The 17,676-nt window shown below is 65.1% G+C and carries 16 protein-coding genes; 8 read left to right on the top strand and 8 right to left on the bottom strand.

All coding sequences use genetic code 11. From position 1 onward, the window contains the following. Positions 1–48: 48 nt before the first annotated feature. Positions 49–945, bottom strand: a complete 897-nt coding sequence (locus RBB39_RS18610) for a DMT family transporter (protein WP_287165259.1) — start codon at positions 943–945, stop codon at positions 49–51. Positions 946–1,134: 189 nt separating this feature from the next. Between RBB39_RS18610 and RBB39_RS18615 the strand changes: the two genes are divergently transcribed. Together RBB39_RS18615 and RBB39_RS18620 are read left to right on the top strand one after the other, a co-directional pair. Next, the gene (locus RBB39_RS18615; RefSeq protein ID WP_306169262.1) at positions 1,135–1,824 is read left to right on the top strand and encodes an aspartate/glutamate racemase family protein; all 690 of its coding nucleotides are present in this window, start codon (positions 1,135–1,137) and stop codon (positions 1,822–1,824) included. Between the two features lie 74 nt (positions 1,825–1,898). Then, positions 1,899–2,786, top strand: a complete 888-nt coding sequence (locus RBB39_RS18620) for an MOSC domain-containing protein (RefSeq protein WP_045992899.1) — start codon at positions 1,899–1,901, stop codon at positions 2,784–2,786. A 79-nt stretch (positions 2,787–2,865) separates the two neighbouring features. Here RBB39_RS18620 and RBB39_RS18625 read toward each other — a convergent pair whose 3' ends face one another. Continuing rightward, positions 2,866–3,339: a nucleoside deaminase gene (locus RBB39_RS18625; RefSeq protein WP_045992898.1), complete on the bottom strand. Its 474-nt coding sequence runs from the start codon at positions 3,337–3,339 to the stop codon at positions 2,866–2,868. 269 nt (positions 3,340–3,608) lie between these two features. On the opposite strand from RBB39_RS18625, the gene RBB39_RS18630 reads away from it, so the two are divergent. After that, the gene (locus tag RBB39_RS18630; RefSeq protein WP_124804119.1) at positions 3,609–4,166 is read left to right on the top strand and encodes a DUF6624 domain-containing protein; all 558 of its coding nucleotides are present in this window, start codon (positions 3,609–3,611) and stop codon (positions 4,164–4,166) included. A gap of 83 nt (positions 4,167–4,249) precedes the next feature. On the opposite strand, the gene RBB39_RS18635 is transcribed toward RBB39_RS18630, so the two are convergent. The 4 genes from RBB39_RS18635 to RBB39_RS18650 all read right to left on the bottom strand — a co-directional run bounded on the left by RBB39_RS18635 (position 4,250) and on the right by RBB39_RS18650 (position 8,094). Continuing rightward, positions 4,250–4,921, bottom strand: a complete 672-nt coding sequence (locus RBB39_RS18635; RefSeq protein ID WP_045992896.1) for a response regulator transcription factor — start codon at positions 4,919–4,921, stop codon at positions 4,250–4,252. Positions 4,922–5,114: 193 nt separating this feature from the next. Beyond that, positions 5,115–6,749 (bottom strand): PAS domain S-box protein, encoded by a 1,635-nt coding sequence (locus RBB39_RS18640; RefSeq protein ID WP_157033053.1) that lies wholly within the window; start codon positions 6,747–6,749, stop codon positions 5,115–5,117. Between the two features lie 12 nt (positions 6,750–6,761). Continuing rightward, positions 6,762–7,421: a 2OG-Fe(II) oxygenase gene (locus tag RBB39_RS18645; protein WP_045992895.1), complete on the bottom strand. Its 660-nt coding sequence runs from the start codon at positions 7,419–7,421 to the stop codon at positions 6,762–6,764. 40 nt (positions 7,422–7,461) lie between these two features. Further along, positions 7,462–8,094, bottom strand: a complete 633-nt coding sequence (locus RBB39_RS18650) for a CoA pyrophosphatase (protein WP_052704359.1) — start codon at positions 8,092–8,094, stop codon at positions 7,462–7,464. A 101-nt stretch (positions 8,095–8,195) separates the two neighbouring features. Here RBB39_RS18650 and RBB39_RS18655 point away from each other — a divergent pair, with 101 nt between their 5' ends. Further along, positions 8,196–8,753, top strand: coding sequence for an NUDIX hydrolase (locus RBB39_RS18655; RefSeq protein ID WP_045992893.1), 558 nt, complete (start codon positions 8,196–8,198; stop codon positions 8,751–8,753). 102 nt (positions 8,754–8,855) lie between these two features. Here the strand turns inward: RBB39_RS18655 and RBB39_RS18660 are convergent, their stop codons facing one another. Beyond that, on the bottom strand, positions 8,856–9,167 hold the full coding sequence (locus RBB39_RS18660; RefSeq protein WP_045992892.1) for a YqfO family protein: 312 nt from the start codon (positions 9,165–9,167) through the stop codon (positions 8,856–8,858). A gap of 122 nt (positions 9,168–9,289) precedes the next feature. Here RBB39_RS18660 and RBB39_RS18665 point away from each other — a divergent pair, with 122 nt between their 5' ends. After that, a complete protein-coding gene (locus tag RBB39_RS18665) occupies positions 9,290–10,135 on the top strand; it encodes a fructosamine kinase family protein (protein ID WP_045992891.1) in 846 nt (281 codons plus the stop codon). A 12-nt stretch (positions 10,136–10,147) separates the two neighbouring features. On the opposite strand, the gene RBB39_RS18670 is transcribed toward RBB39_RS18665, so the two are convergent. After that, the gene (locus RBB39_RS18670; protein WP_222568540.1) at positions 10,148–11,062 is read right to left on the bottom strand and encodes an alpha/beta fold hydrolase; all 915 of its coding nucleotides are present in this window, start codon (positions 11,060–11,062) and stop codon (positions 10,148–10,150) included. Between the two features lie 348 nt (positions 11,063–11,410). Here RBB39_RS18670 and RBB39_RS18675 point away from each other — a divergent pair, with 348 nt between their 5' ends. The 3 genes from RBB39_RS18675 (at position 11,411) to RBB39_RS18685 (ending at position 17,555) form a co-directional block, all read left to right on the top strand. Then, the gene (locus RBB39_RS18675) at positions 11,411–12,874 is read left to right on the top strand and encodes a TolC family outer membrane protein (RefSeq protein ID WP_045992889.1); all 1,464 of its coding nucleotides are present in this window, start codon (positions 11,411–11,413) and stop codon (positions 12,872–12,874) included. 92 nt (positions 12,875–12,966) lie between these two features. Continuing rightward, positions 12,967–14,364 carry an efflux RND transporter periplasmic adaptor subunit gene (locus tag RBB39_RS18680; RefSeq protein ID WP_071211120.1) on the top strand — a complete coding sequence of 466 codons (1,398 nt, stop codon included), beginning with the start codon at positions 12,967–12,969 and terminating at the stop codon, positions 14,362–14,364. Further along, positions 14,361–17,555: an efflux RND transporter permease subunit gene (locus tag RBB39_RS18685; RefSeq protein WP_045992888.1), complete on the top strand. Its 3,195-nt coding sequence runs from the start codon at positions 14,361–14,363 to the stop codon at positions 17,553–17,555. The genes RBB39_RS18680 and RBB39_RS18685 overlap by 4 nt, the downstream gene beginning before the upstream one ends. Positions 17,556–17,676 lie beyond the last annotated feature (121 nt).

The raw sequence follows: 17,676 nt of genomic DNA on the forward strand, positions 1-17,676 counted from the left end.
GAATGCCATGCCCGCTTCGTCATTCAGGCGCGAGGATTCTGGGGGCGCCTAGCGGGGCAATGGTCGCGTGGCCTTGTCCCGGCCCGGCGACAGCATGCCGGTGGCCACAGCGGTGCCTGCCAGGGTGATGGCCATGCCCACCAGGGTGCGCAGCCCCAGGGTCTCGTCGAGCAGCACATAGCCCCACAGCAGGGCGCTGACCGGTACCAGAAAGGTCACGGTAGAGGCGGCGGTAGCCCCGGCGCTGGCCAGCAGGCTGAAGAACAGCAGAAAGGCGACAGTGGTGGACAGCACCGCCATGGCCAGGGCGCTGCCCCAGGCCTCGATGCTGACGGCTTGCTGCGGCCACATCAGGAGCCCAGGTACCAGCAGCATCAGCCCGGACATCGAGCAGCTGCCGGCGGCCAGCACGCGTACCGGCAGATGGCCGAGGTGGGTCTTCGAATAGTTGCCGGCGATGCCATAGCAGAAGGTGGCCCCAAGAATCGCCAGGATGTACCAGCCATCGCCGCCCAGCTGGAAGTCCAGCCGATCGGCGGACAGCACGTAGACACCGACGAAGGCCAGCGCCAGACCCAGGTACTGACGTCGGCGAATCGGCGTGGCGAACCAGACGGCGCCGATAAGCGCGGTGAAGATCGGAGTGGTGGCGTTGATCAGCGAGGTGAAGCCTGCCTCGAGCTGGGTGGTCGCCAGGGCCAGCAGCGAAAACGGCACCACGTGGTTGATAAAGCCGAGTAGCGCCAGGCGTCCGATATTGTCGCGCACCTGGCGCAGGTAGTGCAGTGATGCCAGCAGGGGCAGCAGCAACAGGGCGCCGACCCCCATGCGGATCATCACCACCGGGACGGCGCCGAACTCCGGCGAGGCCACCCGCATGAAGATGAAGGACAGTCCCCACAGGCTCGACAGCAGGACCAGCTTGAGGGTGTCTGAGGCCGTCATCGAGATTCCTTGTCGTGGGACGGTGGAGGTGGTGGTAGCACTTTTGCTAGCCCGCTAAGAGTATGCGAGATGCGCGAAACAGGAAAGCCGTTGAGGGTGAGGGTGCTGTGAGCCACCGATGACTCTTGTATGCTGAAGTAGACGGTACCGCAACACTGACTGGGCCAGGGAAGTCCTCGGGAGGGCGCTATGAAGACCATCGGGCTGTTGGGCGGCATGAGTTGGGAGTCCACGGTGAGCTACTACCAGGTCATCAATCGGGATGTGAACCGCGCACTTGGTGGACATCATTCGGCCAGGATTGCCTTGATCAGTCTGGACTTCGCCGAGGTCGAGGCCTTTCAGCATCAGGGCCGCTGGGAGGATGCCGCCGGGCTGCTCGCCGACGCCGCCTGGCGCGTTCAGGAGGCGAGCGCGGACCTTATCGTGCTGTGTACCAATACCATGCACAAGGTGGCCCGAGACATCGAAAAGGCGGTGGATATCCCCCTGTTGCACATTGCCGACGCCACCGCCGATGCCCTGATCGCCGACGGGGTCAAGCGGGTGGGGCTGCTCGGCACCTGTTTTACCATGGAGCAGGGCTTCTACAAGGACCGGCTCGAGGCCTACGGTATCGAGGTACAGGTACCCGAGAAGGCTCAGCGCGATCAGGTTCACCGGATCATCTACGATGAACTTTGCCATGGTGAAATCGAGCAGGCGTCACGCCAAGTGATGCTGTCGATCATGGAAGAGCTCAAGGCCGGTGGTGCGGAAGCGGTGATACTGGGCTGCACCGAGATCGCCTTGCTGGTCGCTCAGGCCGACACCGAGATTCCGCTGTATGATACGACGGCCATTCACGCCCGCAGGGCCGTCGAACTGGCGTTAGGCTGACGCTGGCCCGGTACTGGCACCGTGCAGTGCCCGTGCCACCAACTTGAGACGATGCCCCTCTGGCAAGGATGCCCATGAAGCTTTCCACTCTCGCCTGTTACCCCGTCAAGTCGCTGCGCGGCATCGCGCTGTCCCGGGCTGAACTCACCGAGCGCGGGCTCGCCTTCGATCGGCGCTGGATGCTGGTCGACGACGACGGGCGTTTCGTCACCCAGCGTGAGATCCTCGCCCTGGCGACCATCGGTGTCGAACTGTCGTCCGACACGCTGCGCCTGGTCCACGACAGGATGGCGCCGCTCGTGCTGTCACTGGACGAACCCCAGGCGGCCATGCGCCAGGTGCGGGTCTGGCAGAGCGAATGCCAGGCGTTGGACGAAGGCGACGGTGCGGCGAATTGGCTGGCAGAAGCGCTGGCAAAGTCCTTGCCAAAGCCCTTGCCAAAGTCCTTGCCAGAACCCCAGCGCGAAGCGGGGCGGTTGCGGCTGGTGCGCCTGCCCCACGAGCAGCGCCGTTGGGTAGAGACCGAGTTTCTGCCGGCGGCGGAGCGCGGTGTGGTGCATACCGCCTTTGCCGATGGCTACCCCCTGCTGATCGCCTCCGAGGCCTCGCTGGCAGCGCTCAACCAGCGGCTGGAAGCCAAGGGGGAGGCGCCGGTGCCGATGGAGCGCTTCCGCCCCAACCTGGTGGTGTCGGGCGGTGATCCCTTCGCCGAACGGGATTGGGCCTCGTTGGCCGGGCCCGGCTATCGCCTCGGCCTGCGCAAGCCATGCAAGCGCTGCAAGATCATCACCCTGGATCAGCGCAGCGGTGAGGCGCCCTCGGCCAAGGAGCCGTTGAAGACCCTGGTGGAAATGGATACCCAGCCCGGTTGGAAGGGCGCCTTCTTTGGCCAGAATGCCGTCGTCGAGCAGGGCGTGGGGGCCATCCTGCGTGTGGGTGACGTGCTCGATAGCCTGAGCTGACGGTTGATCACCGGCGTCGCCGGCCAACGACTCGACGCCGCTGTCCGCCTTCTCGATACCCCAGCTCCCCCTTCCTCCGTCACTTCCGATAGAGCCGCCGGTGCAGCTCGCGAATCTCGTCGGCAAACTCCTCAACCGGCCCCTCCACCTCGGCACTCGGCACGATGGTCTGGATCGGCAGCGGGGCGATCGGGGCAGGTGCCACCTGCCACTCGCCGAGCCAGCCGCCGAGCTGTTCTGAGGAGCTGGCGTAGACGATGCGTCCGAGTCCGACCCAGCCATGCGCCGCGGCGCACATGGGGCAGTGTTCGCCGGAGGTATAGACGGTCGAGTGCGCGCGCTCTTCGACGCTGAGGTGCTCGGCCGCCCAGCGGGCGATGGCGAATTCGGGGTGGCGGGTCGCGTCACCGCCGGCGACGCGGTTGCGATCCTCGAAGCGAACCTGCCCTTGCGGGTCCACCAGCAGCGAGCCGAACGGCTCGTCACCAGCCTCGAGGGCCTCCCTGGCCAGGTCAACGCAGCGGCGCAGGTGCTGACGATCGGTCGAATTCATTCAGTATTCCTCATAAAGATGATCCGCGGGCGGCCTCCTGCCTGGGGAAGGATGCCTCCGGGGAGGGATATCTGTGGCCTTGGCTTGACTCTAGCATGGACCAAAGTTGTCCGATGACGGACAGCCAGATGCGTGATTCTTCACTGAAATATGCTTCTGGCGTCGGCATTTTCCTACGCAGCGCCCGGCGGATCGACTATTGATGCCGAAGGGTAACCCTAGGACGCTGTAGGTTGTCGGCAAGCTGGCCTGCAAATGAGGTGCGTTGCATGAACACGAGGAATACCATGTTGGCCCAGCAGATGGTGGCGCTGGCCGAGCAAGATAGAGCGTTGCTGGATGAACTCGCGGCCTCGGGGGAGATCCCCTCCGCCGACTATCATCCGCGAGTGCGTGCGCTGCATCAGGCCAATGCCGAGCGTCTGTCTGCGGTCATCGATCGTCACGGCTGGCCGGGCAAGGACACCGTCGGGGAAGACGGCAGCGAAGCAGCCTGGTACATCGCGATGCACGCGGTTTTCGACGTGGATTTCATGCAACGTTGCTGTTCTGCACTGATTCAGGCGGTTGCCGCCGGCCAGGCGCCCGGGTGGCAGCTGGCCTTTCTCGAAGATCGCATAAGGGTCCTGACCGGTCGGCCCCAGCGCTATGGCACCCAATTCGAGATCGGCGACGACGGCTGGCCCGTACCCAGCGTCATCGAACGGCCGGATGACGTCGATCGGCGTCGTCAGGCGCTTGGGCTGGAGCCGCTGTCCAGTCGTCTGGCACGGCTGAGGGGACCGGGGTTAGCGGGTCCGGATGACTGGCTACGGCGTTCGGCCTGAACCGCTTTGCTTCACTTCCTGCTGCATGTCGAACTGAGCCGGCTGCCAGTTGGTGGCCTCTCACTCTGCCCTTATCACCAGACTCATGACGGCGCGCCGGCATCTCGGCCGACGTCGCTATCCTGCCCGGGCAGTGCTGCCACCAATCCCAGCGCCACGGCCAGCCTGACCAGATGCGCCAGGCTATCGGCGCCGAGTGTCTTCATGATGCGCTGACGGTAGACCTCCACGGTCTTGGCGCTCAGCGTCAGCTTCTCGGCGATCTCGCGACTGGTAAGCCCGCGGGCCACCTCGACCAGGATGGCCTGTTCGTTGGCCCTCAGCCCTTCATATCGCTGCCGCAGCTCTTCGAGATCGGCCTGGGCCCGCTGCCGGTGCTGGTGGTGGGCCAGCGCCTGCTGGATGACATCGATCAATTGCTGCTGATTGAAGGGCTTTTCGATGAAGTCGAAGGCTCCCGCCTTCAACGCGGCGACCGCCATGGGCACGTCACCGTGACCGGTCATCATGATCAGGGGAGGACAACGGTCTCGCTCGGCCAGCCGCTGCTGGACCTGCAGACCGCTGAGGCCGGGCATGCGCACGTCCAGCAACAGCACCTCATGGTGCCGCGACGAGGCGAGAAAGGCGTCGCCGCTGGCGTAGCCCTGACTGCCAAGTCCCACCGACTGCAATAGCCAGGCGAGCGACTCGCGCAGGTCATCGTCGTCGTCGATGATGGCGATGGTTGGCTGGTCAGCAGTGTCGACGGGCATGATGGTCACTTCGCTGGTTGGGCGAGTCTCGCGGGCAGGCCCCTATGCTAGCCGATCCCCCGGCCAAAGGGGACCGTGCCAGGCGATGCCTGGTCGCCGGGTTTTCGTACGAAGCCTGGTGCCTGATCTCCGCCTGGCTGGCGCTTGGCGCCTCAAGGCAGGGGGCGCGCCGAGGTATCAGCTGTTCAAGCGCTCAGGCGGAGGGCAGGGTAATGCGAAAGCGCGCACCCTGTGGCGCGTCAGGATCTTCTGGCCGCCTCGCACCGGGACCGGGGGCAAGAGCGTCTGCGCTCGGTGGGTCGCCGTCATCGATCAGCACCAGGTTGCCGCCCATGGCCTCGATCAACGACAGGCTGATCGATAGCCCCATGCCGAGACCGTCCTTGCGGCCGCTGACGAAGGGCGTAAACAGGCCCTGGCGTTGCTCTGGTGCCACGCCGGGGCCGTCGTCGACGATGTCCACGCAGCATTCACGGGAGCCAAGAGGGTAGGCTTCCAGGCGAATGCACGGAGGCCTGGGCGGAGTGGCGATGTCGCGACAGGCGTCGAGAGCGTTGCGGATCAGGTTGACCAGTACCTGTTCCAGGCCGATGGCGTCGGCCATGACGAGGTCGAGGCCAGGGGCCAGGCGTGACGCCAGATGCACGCCTTCGTGCCGACACTGGGGCTCGCACAGGTCGCAGGCCTGGCCAATGATCTCGGCGAGATCCTGGGGCGCGAGGTGAAGACTGCCGCGGCGAACGAAGCGACGGATATGCTTGAAGCGTTCGGATAGGCGCTGAATCTGATCGTTGATGCGGTTGAGGGGCAGCGCCAGTTGGTGGGCGGGTTGGTCGGGGTCGCGTTCGAGCTGCATCAGCGCGCCGCTGGCGTAGTTGCCCATGGCCGCCAGCGGCTGATTGCATTCGTGGGCGATATTGGTGGCCAGTTCACCCAGGCTCGCCAGGCGATTGGCGTGGGTGATCTGCTCCTGATGGCGGCGTGCCTGGGCCTCCGCCTCCAGGCGCAGACTGAGATCTCGATTGAGGATCGACAGTCGCGTCTGCCCTCCCTGTTCACGGTGCAGCTGGACCACGCTGAGCACCGGGATCTCGCCTGAGGGTGAGGCCAGGGCCAGCTCGCCACTCCAGCGCCCCTCCAGGGTGACGGCAGGCAGCACCTGTTCACGCCATCTTTGTGCCGACGTGGGCACCAACAGTTCGGCAATGGTCGTGCTTGCGCCTTCTTCGTCGAGCCTGAACAGGCTACGTGCGGCCTGATTGCAGTAGACCACGTGTTCGTCCTGGTCGCAGAACAGCACAAAATCGGTGGTCGATTCCACCACCCTTGCCAGACGCTCGCGGCGTGCCTCGGACTCGACCCGCCGACTGACGTCGCGGGAGACGCACAGCACGTCGGTGAGTTCGCCGGTAGCGGGGTCGCGACGGGTACGGCTGGTGGTCTCGAACCAGATGTAGTGGCCGCTGCGGGTGCGAAAACGGTAGGTCTGCTCGTAGAAGCCCTCGTGGTAGTAGATACGAGGGGACTTGGACAGCAGCGCCGCCAGATCGTCCGGGTGGAAGAGGTCGTAGGCCGATACACCGATCAAGTCGTCAGGATCATAGCCCAGCAGGGTCCTGGCGGCCTGGGAGGCGTAAAGGAAGACGCCGTTGTGGTCGTGGCGCGAGATCAGATCCGTGGTGCTCTCGGCCAGCCACTGATAGTGGCGCTTCTCCTGTTCGAGCTGCTGTACCCGTTCGCTGAGCGCCTCTACCTGCTGGCGCAAGCGTTCCTCTTCGGTTCGCGGTTCGGCGCTGGAGGCTTTAGCGTCGTTGCTGTCGTGGCGCATGGTCATCAGGCCCTAGCGAGCCGGGTCTACCACGCCACCCAGCGAGGCATTGCGTCTGAACCAGCCGGCGATGCTGGCGCGGGGCTGGCGGGTCGGCAGTACTTCATGCGGCACCTGCTCGGACAAGAAGCACACCAGGGTGCCGGCCCTGGGGGCGACCCTGGTGAGCTCCCTCTGCGGGTCCTGTTCAGCGTAGATGACCATCTCGCCACCGCCATCTTCCGGCCAGTCGGGATTGAGATAGCCTACCGTGGAGACCACGCGGTTGGCGCGGCCTCGGAAACTGTCGAGATGTCGACGGTAGAAGGCTCCGGCAGGATAGCGGGCCAGATGCGCCTCGTACTCGAACAGGCCGAGAAACAGGCTCTCGTTGAGTCTCTGCTGAAGTTCGCCCATGGCGTCGAGATAGCGGCGCTGGGCCAGGGTTTCCCGATCGAGCCAGTGGATGGCGTCGCCACGAATGTCTTCGCGGGTATCGAAGTCGGATCCGCGGCCGATGCCGGCCCGGGCCAGGGCCTGCTGGTGCGCTCGGCCCTCGACCTCGGCGTGCAACGCCTGGCACAGCTCGGCGTCGATCATCGCTTCACCAACATAGAAGCCGCGTTCCACCAGGGCGTCCACCAGCTCCTCCATCCGTTGCGGCGGCAGGGGGCAGGGATCGGGGTAGCTCATGAAATCGGTGCTCGTCTTGTCATCGCGGGGCCGTGCCTGGTCATCTTGGCGCTCTTCTCGGAGGCAGATGGCGTAGTCTACCCTCCGGGCGGCGAGAAAGGCTCATGTCCAGGTCGCATCCCTTGGCCAGCAGCTCCACCAGCATCATGGCGGACAGCCCCCAGATCACGTAGTCGTCGCCCTGATCGGCGGGGATCAGGTAGCTCGGCACATAGATGTCGTTGCCGTCCACAGGGATCACGTCGGTGTGGGTACGCTGGTCATCGATAAAGTGCGACAGCGGCACCTCGAAGATCGCGTCCAGCTCACCCTGGTCCGGGACCAGCGGCAGATCCGGCGGAATCAGCCCGACGAAAGGGGTGACCTTGAGACCATGCAGCGACAGCACATCCGAGAGCTGGCCGAGCACCTCTACCTGGCCGGGGGGCAGGCCTATCTCTTCTTCGGACTCGCGCAGGGCGGTGGCCAGCAGGTCGGCGTCATGAGGCTCCCGCTTGCCGCCCGGAAAGGCGACCTGGCCGCTGTGGGTCGACAGGTGGCTTGCGCGGCGGGTGAACAGCAGACCGGGCTCGGGCCGATCGACCAACGGGATGAGTACCGCTGCCTCGGGTAGCTTCAGCGTCAGGCGGCGGGGGGAATGCGCTTGCAGGCGTTTGCGAAGTTTCTCTAACATGGGGGATCCGCAGGGTTTCACTCCTTGTACCCAGCCCCGTGCAGTGGCGTCAAGCCCGTCCTCCATTCCCGAGCCGGGAGCGACATGAACGATTGCAGCCCATGAATTTTTGCAGCCATTGCGGGCAGACCGTCCGTTTCGTCATCCCCGAGGGGGACGACCGTCCGCGTTACCTGTGTGACGACTGCGGCACCATCCACTACCAGAACCCGCGCATCGTGGCCGGCACGCTGCCGGTTTGCGGGTCACGGGTGCTGCTGTGTCGTCGCGCCATCGCGCCGCGTGAAGGCTACTGGACGCTGCCGGCGGGATTCATGGAAAACGGCGAGACCACCCCGGACGCAGCACGGCGCGAGACCCGCGAGGAGGCCTGCGCCGAGGTAGCGCTGTCGGGGCTCTACACCATGATCGATCTGCCCCATATCAATCAGGTGTTCATGATCTTTCTCGCCGAGCTCGATGGAGGTTACGCCGCCGGTCCCGAGAGTCTCGAAGTCGCGCTGTTCGAGGAGCACGAGGTGCCCTGGGACGAACTGGCCTTTCCCACCATCGAGCGTACCCTGCGTCACTTCTTCGAGGACCGCGCAAGCGCGACCTTCCCGCTGCACATCAGCGATATCACACCGGATCAGCGCAGGCGCTTCTTCGGCAGCGCCTGACAGCACACGTCCAAGGCTTGCCGGGGGCGGGGCCAGGGTTGCCCCCGGTGGCCCACCGCAGATTCGAAAGGCCACCGGCCGGCTCGTTCGCTTTCGTTCGCGTCACAGATCTGCCAGCCGCCAGACGTCGTAGGCCACTTCCTCGTAGGGGTGGGCCAGCTTGAGCGCGGAGATGGCGGCGCCGATCAGCTCGTCCTCGCACACCAGCTCCACCTTGTATTCCTCTACCCGCTCAAGCTCACCCACCTGCCCGATGTGCGGGTCGGCGCCGTCCAGTGGGCGAAACTGGCCCTGACCGGCGGTCTGGAAGCAGCAGGCCTCGTACTCACCGATGCGTCCGGCACCGGTGGCAAACACGGCTTCCTTGACCGCCTCGGCGTCGTCTTTAGGCACGAAGAAGGCAAGCTTGTACATGGGGTCTCCTTGCGTAAGCTGGGGGATGGTCGAGCCGGGTGTACCACCCGAGGGTGGCGACGCGCAACCTGCGCCCGGTGAATCTGCCAGCAGCCAGCAGCCAGCAGCCAGCAGGAGCCAGCATGAAACTGAATGACGCCCTCGAGACGCTGGGGCTAGCCGCCACGGCACCGCCACGTGCCCTGTCGGGCGGTGATATGGCCGAGGTGTGGCGGATCGAGACAGCGCAGGGCGCGGTGGTGGCCAAGCGCGACGATCCTGAACGCCTGGCAGGAGAGGCCGAGGGCCTTGCTGCACTCGGCGATGCCGGTAGCTCGCTGGTGATACCCGCAGTGATGGGCCAGGTCGGCTCCTGGCTGGTGATGGAAGCACTGGAGCCGGGGCCCGCCGACTGGACGGCGCTGGGTCGAGGGCTGGCGGAGCTGCACGCGCCTTGCGAGGCCGCCCACGGCTGGGCGCACGACAACGCCTGCGGGGCAACGCCCCAGCCCAATGCGCCGCTTCACGACGGACGCGCCTTCCAGCGTGAGCGCCGATTGATGCCCCTGGGCGAGGCCTGCCACGGCCGCGGCTTGCTGTCGCGCAGCGAACTTGCCCGCCTCAGGCAGGTGGCCGACCAGCTCGAGGCGTGGCTGCCTGACCAGGCGCCGAGTCTGGTGCACGGGGACCTGTGGTCCGGCAACGTCATCCACAGTTCGCGCGGCCCGGCATTGATCGACCCGGCGGTCTATCGCCACTACCCGGAGGTGGATCTGGCCATGCTGACGCTGTTCGGCGCGCCGGGTGAGGCATTTTTCGAGGCCTACTGGCAGGCGCAGGGGCGGGAGCGCGCCCCCGCCGACTGGCCCCGGCGCGAAGCCGCCTTCCAGCTCTATCCGTTGCTCAATCACCTGCTGCTGTTCGGCCGTGGCTATCACGCGGCAGTGCTGCGAACGATCACGCGGCTGGAGCAGGACTCCAACGACTAGACAGAGCGGGCTTCAGGAGGCGCCGAGCCCCAGCAGGCGTCGCCACCAGGGACGCGCAACCGCCCTGGACGGCTCGTGAGGCTGCTCGGCGAGGCTTTTCTCGAGAAAGGCCTTGATCGGTGCAACCTGGCTCGGGCGATCGAGCATCGGGGCGTGGCCGCAGCCCGGGACCGCCAGCGTCTCGAGCTGTGGCTGGGCCTCGCCCATGCGGGTGACGATATCCTCGGACAGCAAAGGTGAGTCTTCGCCACGCACGACCATCAAGGGGCAGCGGATGGCCTTCCAGTCGGCCCAGGTGTCCCTGGGCGTGTCGTGGACGAATTGCTCGCCGATGCGCGGGTCGTAGTGGTAGGTCCAGCTACCGTCCGGCAGGCGGCGGGCGCTCTCCAGGGTGAGCTGGCGCCAGGCGTCCTCGTCATCGATGCCGAAGCCGGCGTAGTGGCGGCGAAGCTCCGCCTCCAGTTGGCTCAAGCGGGAAAAACGGTGGGGGACGGTGAAGTAGGTGGCCAGTTCGGCCAGGCCTTGTGGCACCAGTTCCGGACCGACATCGTTGAGCACCAGTCGTTCGATGCGGCCTGCACTGGATGGATCGGCGGCCAGCAGCATGCCGAGCAGCCCTCCCATGGAGGTACCCACCCAGGCTGCCCGGTCGAGTTCGAAGTGGTCCATGACCGCCAACGCGACTGTCATGTAGTGGGAGTACAAGTAGTCATTGGCAGGATACAGCGACCAGCTCGACAGTCCTCGCCCCGGTGTGTCGGGTGCCAGGACTCGCCATTCGGGGCCAAGTTCCCGGGCCAGGGCAGCGAAGTCACCGCCGTGGCGTGCCAGTCCGTGCCAGGCGATGACGGTTCTGGGGGCCTCGGGATGAAACACGCGTACCGCGATCTCGAGCTCTCGGAAGGTGACCAGTCTCAGAGTGTCCATGGTGGCTCCTGGTGATGGTCCTGCAGGGGAGGGCGATCTTGGCTATGTTGCAGCGCAGCATTGTGGTTTAGCCAGCAATATAGTGCGGAATTGCGAATTTTTCACCATCCTTGCATGAAGGGCGGTAGAATACGACGCCAAACATGCGACAATGTATGTATATCGAATACCCCTAGATTCGAACGCCACCCGGTGCTTTCCAGGAAGTCGAGGCGCCCAGGAAATGGCAAGGACAGTGTGTCAGGGAGGTCGTGCTCGCGTCGCGCGGCGTCCCTGGCGTGATGTCTCTGTGGCCTGGTCAAAGGGACTTGTGGACAACGCCGAGCAACAGATCCGAGGATGCTATCAATGACGCCTTCCCGACCAGTCCCCGTCACTCTGACCTCGCGGGTTCCTTCTCGCCGCCGCCTTCTGTGTGCCGCTGTCGCCGCCCTGATGATAGGCCAGGTCCAGGCCGCCGATCTGTTGACCATTACCCGCGACGCGCTGGACAACAACTCCGAGTTGGCCTCCGAGCGGTCCACCACCAGTAGTGCGGAAGAAGGCATCAACGTCGAACAGGCGGATCTCAATCCTCAGGTGACCGCCTCCGGCGAGGCGGCCTACAACCATATCTTCGAGACCCAGTCGCAGTCAGGCTTCAGCGGCACCGGCAGCGATGACGACTACCTCAGCTACGGTCTCAACCTGCAGGCGACCCAGAAGCTCTACGACGCCCTGAACAGCCGCGAAGTGAACGTGGCCGAGGCCCAGCTGGAGCAGCAGACCTACACCCTGGCAGCCACTGAACAGCAGGTGTTGATCGACACCTCGTCGGCCTACTTCGATATTCTGCGTGCCTACGAGATCCTCGAAGCACGTAGGGCCCAGGAGCGCGCCATCGGGCGTCAGCTCGAGCAGGCCCAGGAGCAGTTCGACGTCGGTTTGATCGCGATCACCGAGGTCGAGGAAGCGCGGGCGACCTTCGACCAGTCACGGGCCGACAGGATCGTCGCCGAGAGTGACCTCCAGGTGGCCTTCGAGGCGCTGGAGCGCTTGACCGGCAAGCGCTACGACAGCATCGAGATGCTCCAGGACGATCTGCCTATTGCGCTGCCCGAGCCGTCCAGTCGTGATGCCTGGATCGAGCTTGCCATCGAGCGCAATCCGGAACTGCTGGCGCAGCAGGCTGGCGTCGATGTGGCGCGTGAGCGGATCGATGTGGCCAGGGCCGCCGATCTGCCGGTGGTGGAGGCCTTTGCCAACTACGCCTACAGCGACGACGAGCGTGACAACTTCGAGGACTACAACTCCAACAGCCAGGTGGGCGTGAGCGCCAGCATGCCGCTGTACACCGGCGGTCGGACCAGCGCCTCGGTGCGCCAGACCACCTACGACCTGGAGTCCAGCCAGTACGACTTCGAGTCCCAGCGCCGCGAGACGGTGCTGCAGGTGCGCTCGCTGTACACCCAGGTCAGCAATGACGTCTCCACGGTGGCGGCGCGCAAGCAGTCCATCGTCTCCAACCAGAGTGCCCTCGATGCCACCCGCGCGGGCTACGAGGTGGGTACCCGCAACATCGTCGACGTGCTCAACGCCGAGCAGAACCTGTATAACGCCATCGCTGACTACGCCGATGCCCGTTTCAACTACGTGATCAACCTGCTCAGTCTGCACCGTCAGGCGGGGGTGCTCGACGCCCAGGATATCGCCGAGCTCAACGCCTTCCTGGTCGAGGAAGGGCAGGTGAACTTCACTCTGCCGGAGCAGGGCGAGGCCGACGAATACGACGCGGTTCTCGATATCGGCGCACCGCCGAGTCAGGACGGCTGACGCACGACTTGGCGTCCAGGCTGACCGCCTCCTCCCCCGAGGCGGTCAGCGCCCGGCATCTGACGATCCAATTACCCCGAAGGAATCAAGGGATGAAAACCACCATCTATCGCGGCCGCCTCTGGGCCGCACTGGCGGCGGCATTGCTGCTGGTCGGCTGTGGTCAGGAAGAAGACCCGTCCGCCGGTCAGGCCGGTGGTCAGCCACCCGCCAAGGCCATCGAGGTGGCCGAGCTGGCCTACCAGGACATTCCACTGGACAAGTCCTACCCCTCCAAGCTGATGAGCGAGCAGGAAGTCACCCTGGTCGCACGTGTCACCGGTGTGCTCGAGGAGCGCAAGTTCGAACCCGGCGATCAGGTCGAGCAGGGTGAGAGCCTCTACACCATCGAGCCGGACCTGTACGAGGCCACCGTGGCCCAGCGCGAGGCCGACCTGGCCAGCGCCCAGGCCGAGCTGTCGCGGGCCGAGCGTGACGCCAATCGTTTCCAGCAGCTGGCAGCCCAGAACTCGGTGAGCCGTCAGCAGGTCGACCAGGCCCTGGCCGACGCGCGCGTCGCGCGGGCCAGCGTGGCCCAGGCCGAGGCGGCGCTGAAGAGCGCCCAGCTCGATCTGGACTACGCCGAGGTCACGGCGCCGGTGTCTGGCGTGATCGGTCTCAGTGAGGTCAATGTCGGCAACCTGGTGTCACCCAATACCGAACTTGCCACCATTACTCCGCTGGACCCGCTGGAGGTCCGTTTCCAGATGCCTCAGAACGACGCCTTCGAGCTGCGTCGTCAGTTGAAGGACATGAGCATCGAGGACATCGCCGCCTCGCTCGAAGCGTTCTCTTCGCGTGGGGATGAGCCTGCCGTGCTCAGCGGTCACCTGGACTTCCTTGGCTCCCGTGTCGATCCCGAGACCAGCACCGTCCAGGCGGAGGCCACCTTTGCCAACCCGGACGGCGCGGTGCTGCCGGGTCAGTACGTGCGCGTGAAGATCGAGGGGCTGGCTCGCTTCGGCGTGCTGGCGGTGCCGGAGCTGGCGTTGACCCAGGGCCTGATGGGCCCGCAGGTCTACGTGCTCGATGACGACAACGTCGCCAGGGCGCGTCCGGTGCAGCTCGGCGAGCTGGCAGGCGCCTGGCAGATCATCCTCGACGGCGTCGAACCCGGCGAGCGTGTGGTGGTCGGTGATCCGGGCAGCCTGAAGCCGGGTACTCCGATCGATCCCCAGCCGTTTGACGGCGATGCCGAGGCGCTGATGCAAGAGGCCCAGTACGAGCAGCAGGGGCAGGGCGCCGGCCAGGCCGCGCCCGAGCAAGCTGAGCAGGAAGCGGCGGCGTCACCGGGCGAGCCTGCGGCCGATCAGAGCGGGCAGGGCACTGCCGAGAGCGATGGTCAGGGCGAGGACGCCGCGAGTGCCACCCAGGCCGCCCAGCAGGCGCCGATGAATGCGCCGCAGGGCGATCAGGAGGCCGAGGAGGCTCGAGGAGAGGGTAACGAATGAATTTCGCCAACTTCTTCATCAAGCGGCCGATCTTCGCCTCGGTCCTGGCGATCATCCTGACCATCATCGGGGCGATGAGCATGCGGGTACTGCCGATCGAGCAGTATCCCAGCGTGGTGCCGCCCACGGTGTCGGTCAGCGCCACCTTCCCGGGTGCCGATGCCGAGACCGTGGCGCAGACGGTGGCCGCGCCACTGGCGGAGGCGATCAACGGCGTCGAGAACATGCTCTATATGAACTCGACCAGCTCCGACAACGGCTCCATGAGCCTGAGCGTGGCCTTCGACATCGGGACCGACGGTGATATCAACACCATCAACGTCAACAACCGGGTCCAGGGCGCGCTGTCCCAGTTGCCCGAGGCGGTGCAGGAGCAGGGCGTCCAGGTCGAGCTGCGTTCCAGCTCGATCCTGATGCTGGTGTCGTTGATCTCGCCCCAGGACGACTACGACAACATCTACATGCAGAACTACGCCACCCTGAACATTCTCGACGAGCTGCGCCAGATTCCCGGCGTCGGTGAGGCCGAGGTGCTGGGCGGTGGCGAGTTCGCCATGCGCATCTGGATGGACCCCAACAAGCTGGCCGAGTACGACCTGACCCCCACCGAGGTGGCGGCGGCGATTCGTGCCCAGAACACCGAGGTACCGGCGGGTAGCCTGGCGTCCACGCCGATCGACAGCCCGCGAGCATTCACCTACACCATCACCGCCGGCGGACGTCTGTCCAGCGCCGACGACTTCCGCGACATCCTGCTGCGCACCAACGAGGACGGCTCTGCGCTGCGCCTGGATGATGTGGCGCGGATCGAGCTGGGCGCCTCCTTCTACGGCGTCGAGGCACGCCTCAACGGCGCCATCATGACGCCGATCATGATCCAGCAGCAGCCGGGCGCCAATGCCCTGCAGACGGCAGACATGGTCAAGGAAAAGATGAACGAGCTGGAGGTGCGCTTCCCGCCGGGCCTCGAGTACGTGGTGCCCTACGACACCACCCTGTTCATCGACGCCTCGGTGGAAACCGTCTTCCACACCTTTATCGAAGCCTTCCTGATCGTCGGCGTCATCCTGTTCATCTTCCTGCAGAACTGGCGCTTTACCGTGATCGCCATGTCGGTGGTGCCGGTATCGGTACTGGCCACCTTCGCAGGCTTCTACGTGTTCGGCTTCTCGATCAACCTTTTGACGCTGTTCGCTCTGGTGCTGTCCATCGGCATCGTGGTGGATGACGCCATCCTGGTGGTGGAGAACGTCGAAAGGGTGCTGTCGGAGGACGAGGAGATCACGGTTCGCCAGGCCACCATCCAGGCCATGAAGGAGGTCGGTGGGCCGGTCATCGCCACCTCGCTGATCATGGCGGCGGTGTTCGTGCCGGTGGCCTTCCTCGGCGGTTTTACCGGGCAGATCTATCAGCAGTTCGCCCTGACCATCGCCATCTCGGTGGCGTTCTCGGCGCTGATGGCGCTGACCTTCACCCCGGCGCTGTCGGCGATCTTCATCAAGCACGACCTGCACAAGAAGGAATCCTCCTTCATGCGGGCGGTGCGCACCCCGCTGCGCCTGTTCGACCGCTTCTTCGACGGCGTCACCAGGGTGTTCATGGTGGCGGTCAAGGCGCTGGTCAAGGCCTGGGTGCTGACCCTGCTGCTGGTGGGGCTGGTCGGGGCCGGTTCCTTCTGGCTCTACGAGAACACGCCCTCGACGCTGGTGCCGGAAACCGACCAGGGCATCGCCCTGGCGGCGGTCAGCCTGCCGGACTCGGCATCGCTCAGCCGCACCAAGGCCTACATGGCCGAGGTCAGCAAGCGCATCGAGGAAGTGCCCGGTGTGCGCTATTCCTCGGCCATCGCCGGCTACGACATGCTGACCAGCTCGGTCAACACCGCGCGCGGCATCATCTTCATCAACATGGACAACTGGGACGAGCGCGAGACCACGGTGGATGACCTGATTGGCCGGATTTTCCAGATCGGTGCCGAGGTCGATGGCGGCAACGTCATGGCCTTCAATATGCCGCCGATCATCGGCCTGTCCACCACCGGCGGCTTCACCGGCTACCTGCAGTCGTTCTCCGGTGCCACCCCAGAGGAGATCTACCAGGCCTCGCTCAAGGTGATGCAGGCGGCCAACCAGGACCCGGCGCTCAACCAGGTGTTCTCGACCTTCAGCGTCAACGTGCCGTCCTTCCGCGCCGAGATCGACCAGCAAAAGGCGCTGAGCTACGGCGTATCGCTGACCGACCTCAATGCCACCCTGTCGAACACCTTCGGCAACGGCTTCGTCAACTTCTTCAGCTACCAGAACCGCAACTTCCAGGTCTACCTGCAGAACGAGGCGGAGTACCGCGACACCCCGGACGATATCAACAATGTCTATGTGCGCGGCGGCAACGGTGAGCGCATCCCCTTGTCCGAGTTCGTGACCCTCGAGCGCACGGCCGCACCTGCAGTGGTGACGCGTTTCGGGGTCTACTCGGCGGCCCAGTTCCAGGGTGGCCCGGCGGAAGGCTACTCGTCGACCCAGGCGCTCCAGGCCATGGAGCGGATCGTCCAGGATACGCTGGGTAGCGACTGGGGCATGGGCTGGACCGGTACCGCCTACCAGGAGAGCGAAGCGGGTAACGCCGGCACCATCGCCATCATCTTCGGCATGGTCATGGTGTTCCTGATCCTGGCGGCGCAGTACGAGAGCTGGTCATTGCCGCTGGCGGTACTGACCGCCACGCCGTTCGCCTTCCTCGGGGGTATCGCCGGTATCGCCATGCGTGGCCTGGATACCAGCGTCTATGTCCAGATCGGGGTATTGGTGGTCATCGGCCTTGCGGCCAAGAACGCCATCCTGATCGTCGAGTTCGCCGAGCTCCAGCGCAAGGAGATGGGCAAGAGCATCCGCGAGGCGGCGATCACCGCGGCGGAGCTGCGTTTCCGGCCCATCGTGATGACCTCCATGGCGTTTATCTTCGGTACGCTACCGCTGGCCATGGCCACCGGCGCCAGTGACACCAGCAGCCACCACATCGGTACCACGGTGGCCATGGGCATGGCCTCGGTGGCGATACTGGGTAGCTGTTTCGTGCCGTCGTTCTACGCCATGATCGCGTCGCTCTCCCTGCGCTTGTTCGGGGAGCGTGGTTCCGACGACGATGAGGACGAGAACGCCTCAGAAGCCAAGGGCATTGCCACCGATCATTGAACGGGGTGAGCGGGTCAGCATGACCGCCCCTCATCTGTAGAATGGTTGATGCAGGTCAAAGCGCCGCCTTTCCAGGCGGCGCTTTTTTTTATGCTGCAGAGGCGGTGAGTCGCTGGTGGCA

It is taken from the genome of Halomonas sp. MMSF_3323 (assembly GCF_030733595.1).
GTDB classification, from domain to species: Bacteria; Pseudomonadota; Gammaproteobacteria; order Pseudomonadales; family Halomonadaceae; genus Halomonas; species Halomonas litopenaei.

Excerpts from the sequence above, each read along its gene's own strand:
- RBB39_RS18615 (WP_306169262.1), top strand. The coding sequence starts at position 1,135 with ATGAAGACCATCGGGCTGTTGGGCGGCATGAGTTGGGAGTCCACGGTG.
- RBB39_RS18620 (WP_045992899.1), top strand. The coding sequence starts at position 1,899 with ATGAAGCTTTCCACTCTCGCCTGTTACCCCGTCAAGTCGCTGCGCGGC.
- RBB39_RS18655 (WP_045992893.1), top strand. The coding sequence starts at position 8,196 with ATGAATTTTTGCAGCCATTGCGGGCAGACCGTCCGTTTCGTCATCCCC.
- RBB39_RS18635 (WP_045992896.1), bottom strand. The coding sequence starts at position 4,921 with ATGCCCGTCGACACTGCTGACCAGCCAACCATCGCCATCATCGACGAC.
- RBB39_RS18630 (WP_124804119.1), top strand. The coding sequence starts at position 3,609 with ATGAACACGAGGAATACCATGTTGGCCCAGCAGATGGTGGCGCTGGCC.
- RBB39_RS18645 (WP_045992895.1), bottom strand. The coding sequence starts at position 7,421 with ATGAGCTACCCCGATCCCTGCCCCCTGCCGCCGCAACGGATGGAGGAG.
- RBB39_RS18685 (WP_045992888.1), top strand. The coding sequence starts at position 14,361 with ATGAATTTCGCCAACTTCTTCATCAAGCGGCCGATCTTCGCCTCGGTC.
- RBB39_RS18665 (WP_045992891.1), top strand. The coding sequence starts at position 9,290 with ATGAAACTGAATGACGCCCTCGAGACGCTGGGGCTAGCCGCCACGGCA.
- RBB39_RS18680 (WP_071211120.1), top strand. The coding sequence starts at position 12,967 with ATGAAAACCACCATCTATCGCGGCCGCCTCTGGGCCGCACTGGCGGCG.
- RBB39_RS18650 (WP_052704359.1), bottom strand. The coding sequence starts at position 8,094 with ATGTTAGAGAAACTTCGCAAACGCCTGCAAGCGCATTCCCCCCGCCGC.
- RBB39_RS18610 (WP_287165259.1), bottom strand. The coding sequence starts at position 945 with ATGACGGCCTCAGACACCCTCAAGCTGGTCCTGCTGTCGAGCCTGTGG.
- RBB39_RS18675 (WP_045992889.1), top strand. The coding sequence starts at position 11,411 with ATGACGCCTTCCCGACCAGTCCCCGTCACTCTGACCTCGCGGGTTCCT.
- RBB39_RS18640 (WP_157033053.1), bottom strand. The coding sequence starts at position 6,749 with ATGCGCCACGACAGCAACGACGCTAAAGCCTCCAGCGCCGAACCGCGA.
- RBB39_RS18625 (WP_045992898.1), bottom strand. The coding sequence starts at position 3,339 with ATGAATTCGACCGATCGTCAGCACCTGCGCCGCTGCGTTGACCTGGCC.
- RBB39_RS18670 (WP_222568540.1), bottom strand. The coding sequence starts at position 11,062 with ATGGACACTCTGAGACTGGTCACCTTCCGAGAGCTCGAGATCGCGGTA.
- RBB39_RS18660 (WP_045992892.1), bottom strand. The coding sequence starts at position 9,167 with ATGTACAAGCTTGCCTTCTTCGTGCCTAAAGACGACGCCGAGGCGGTC.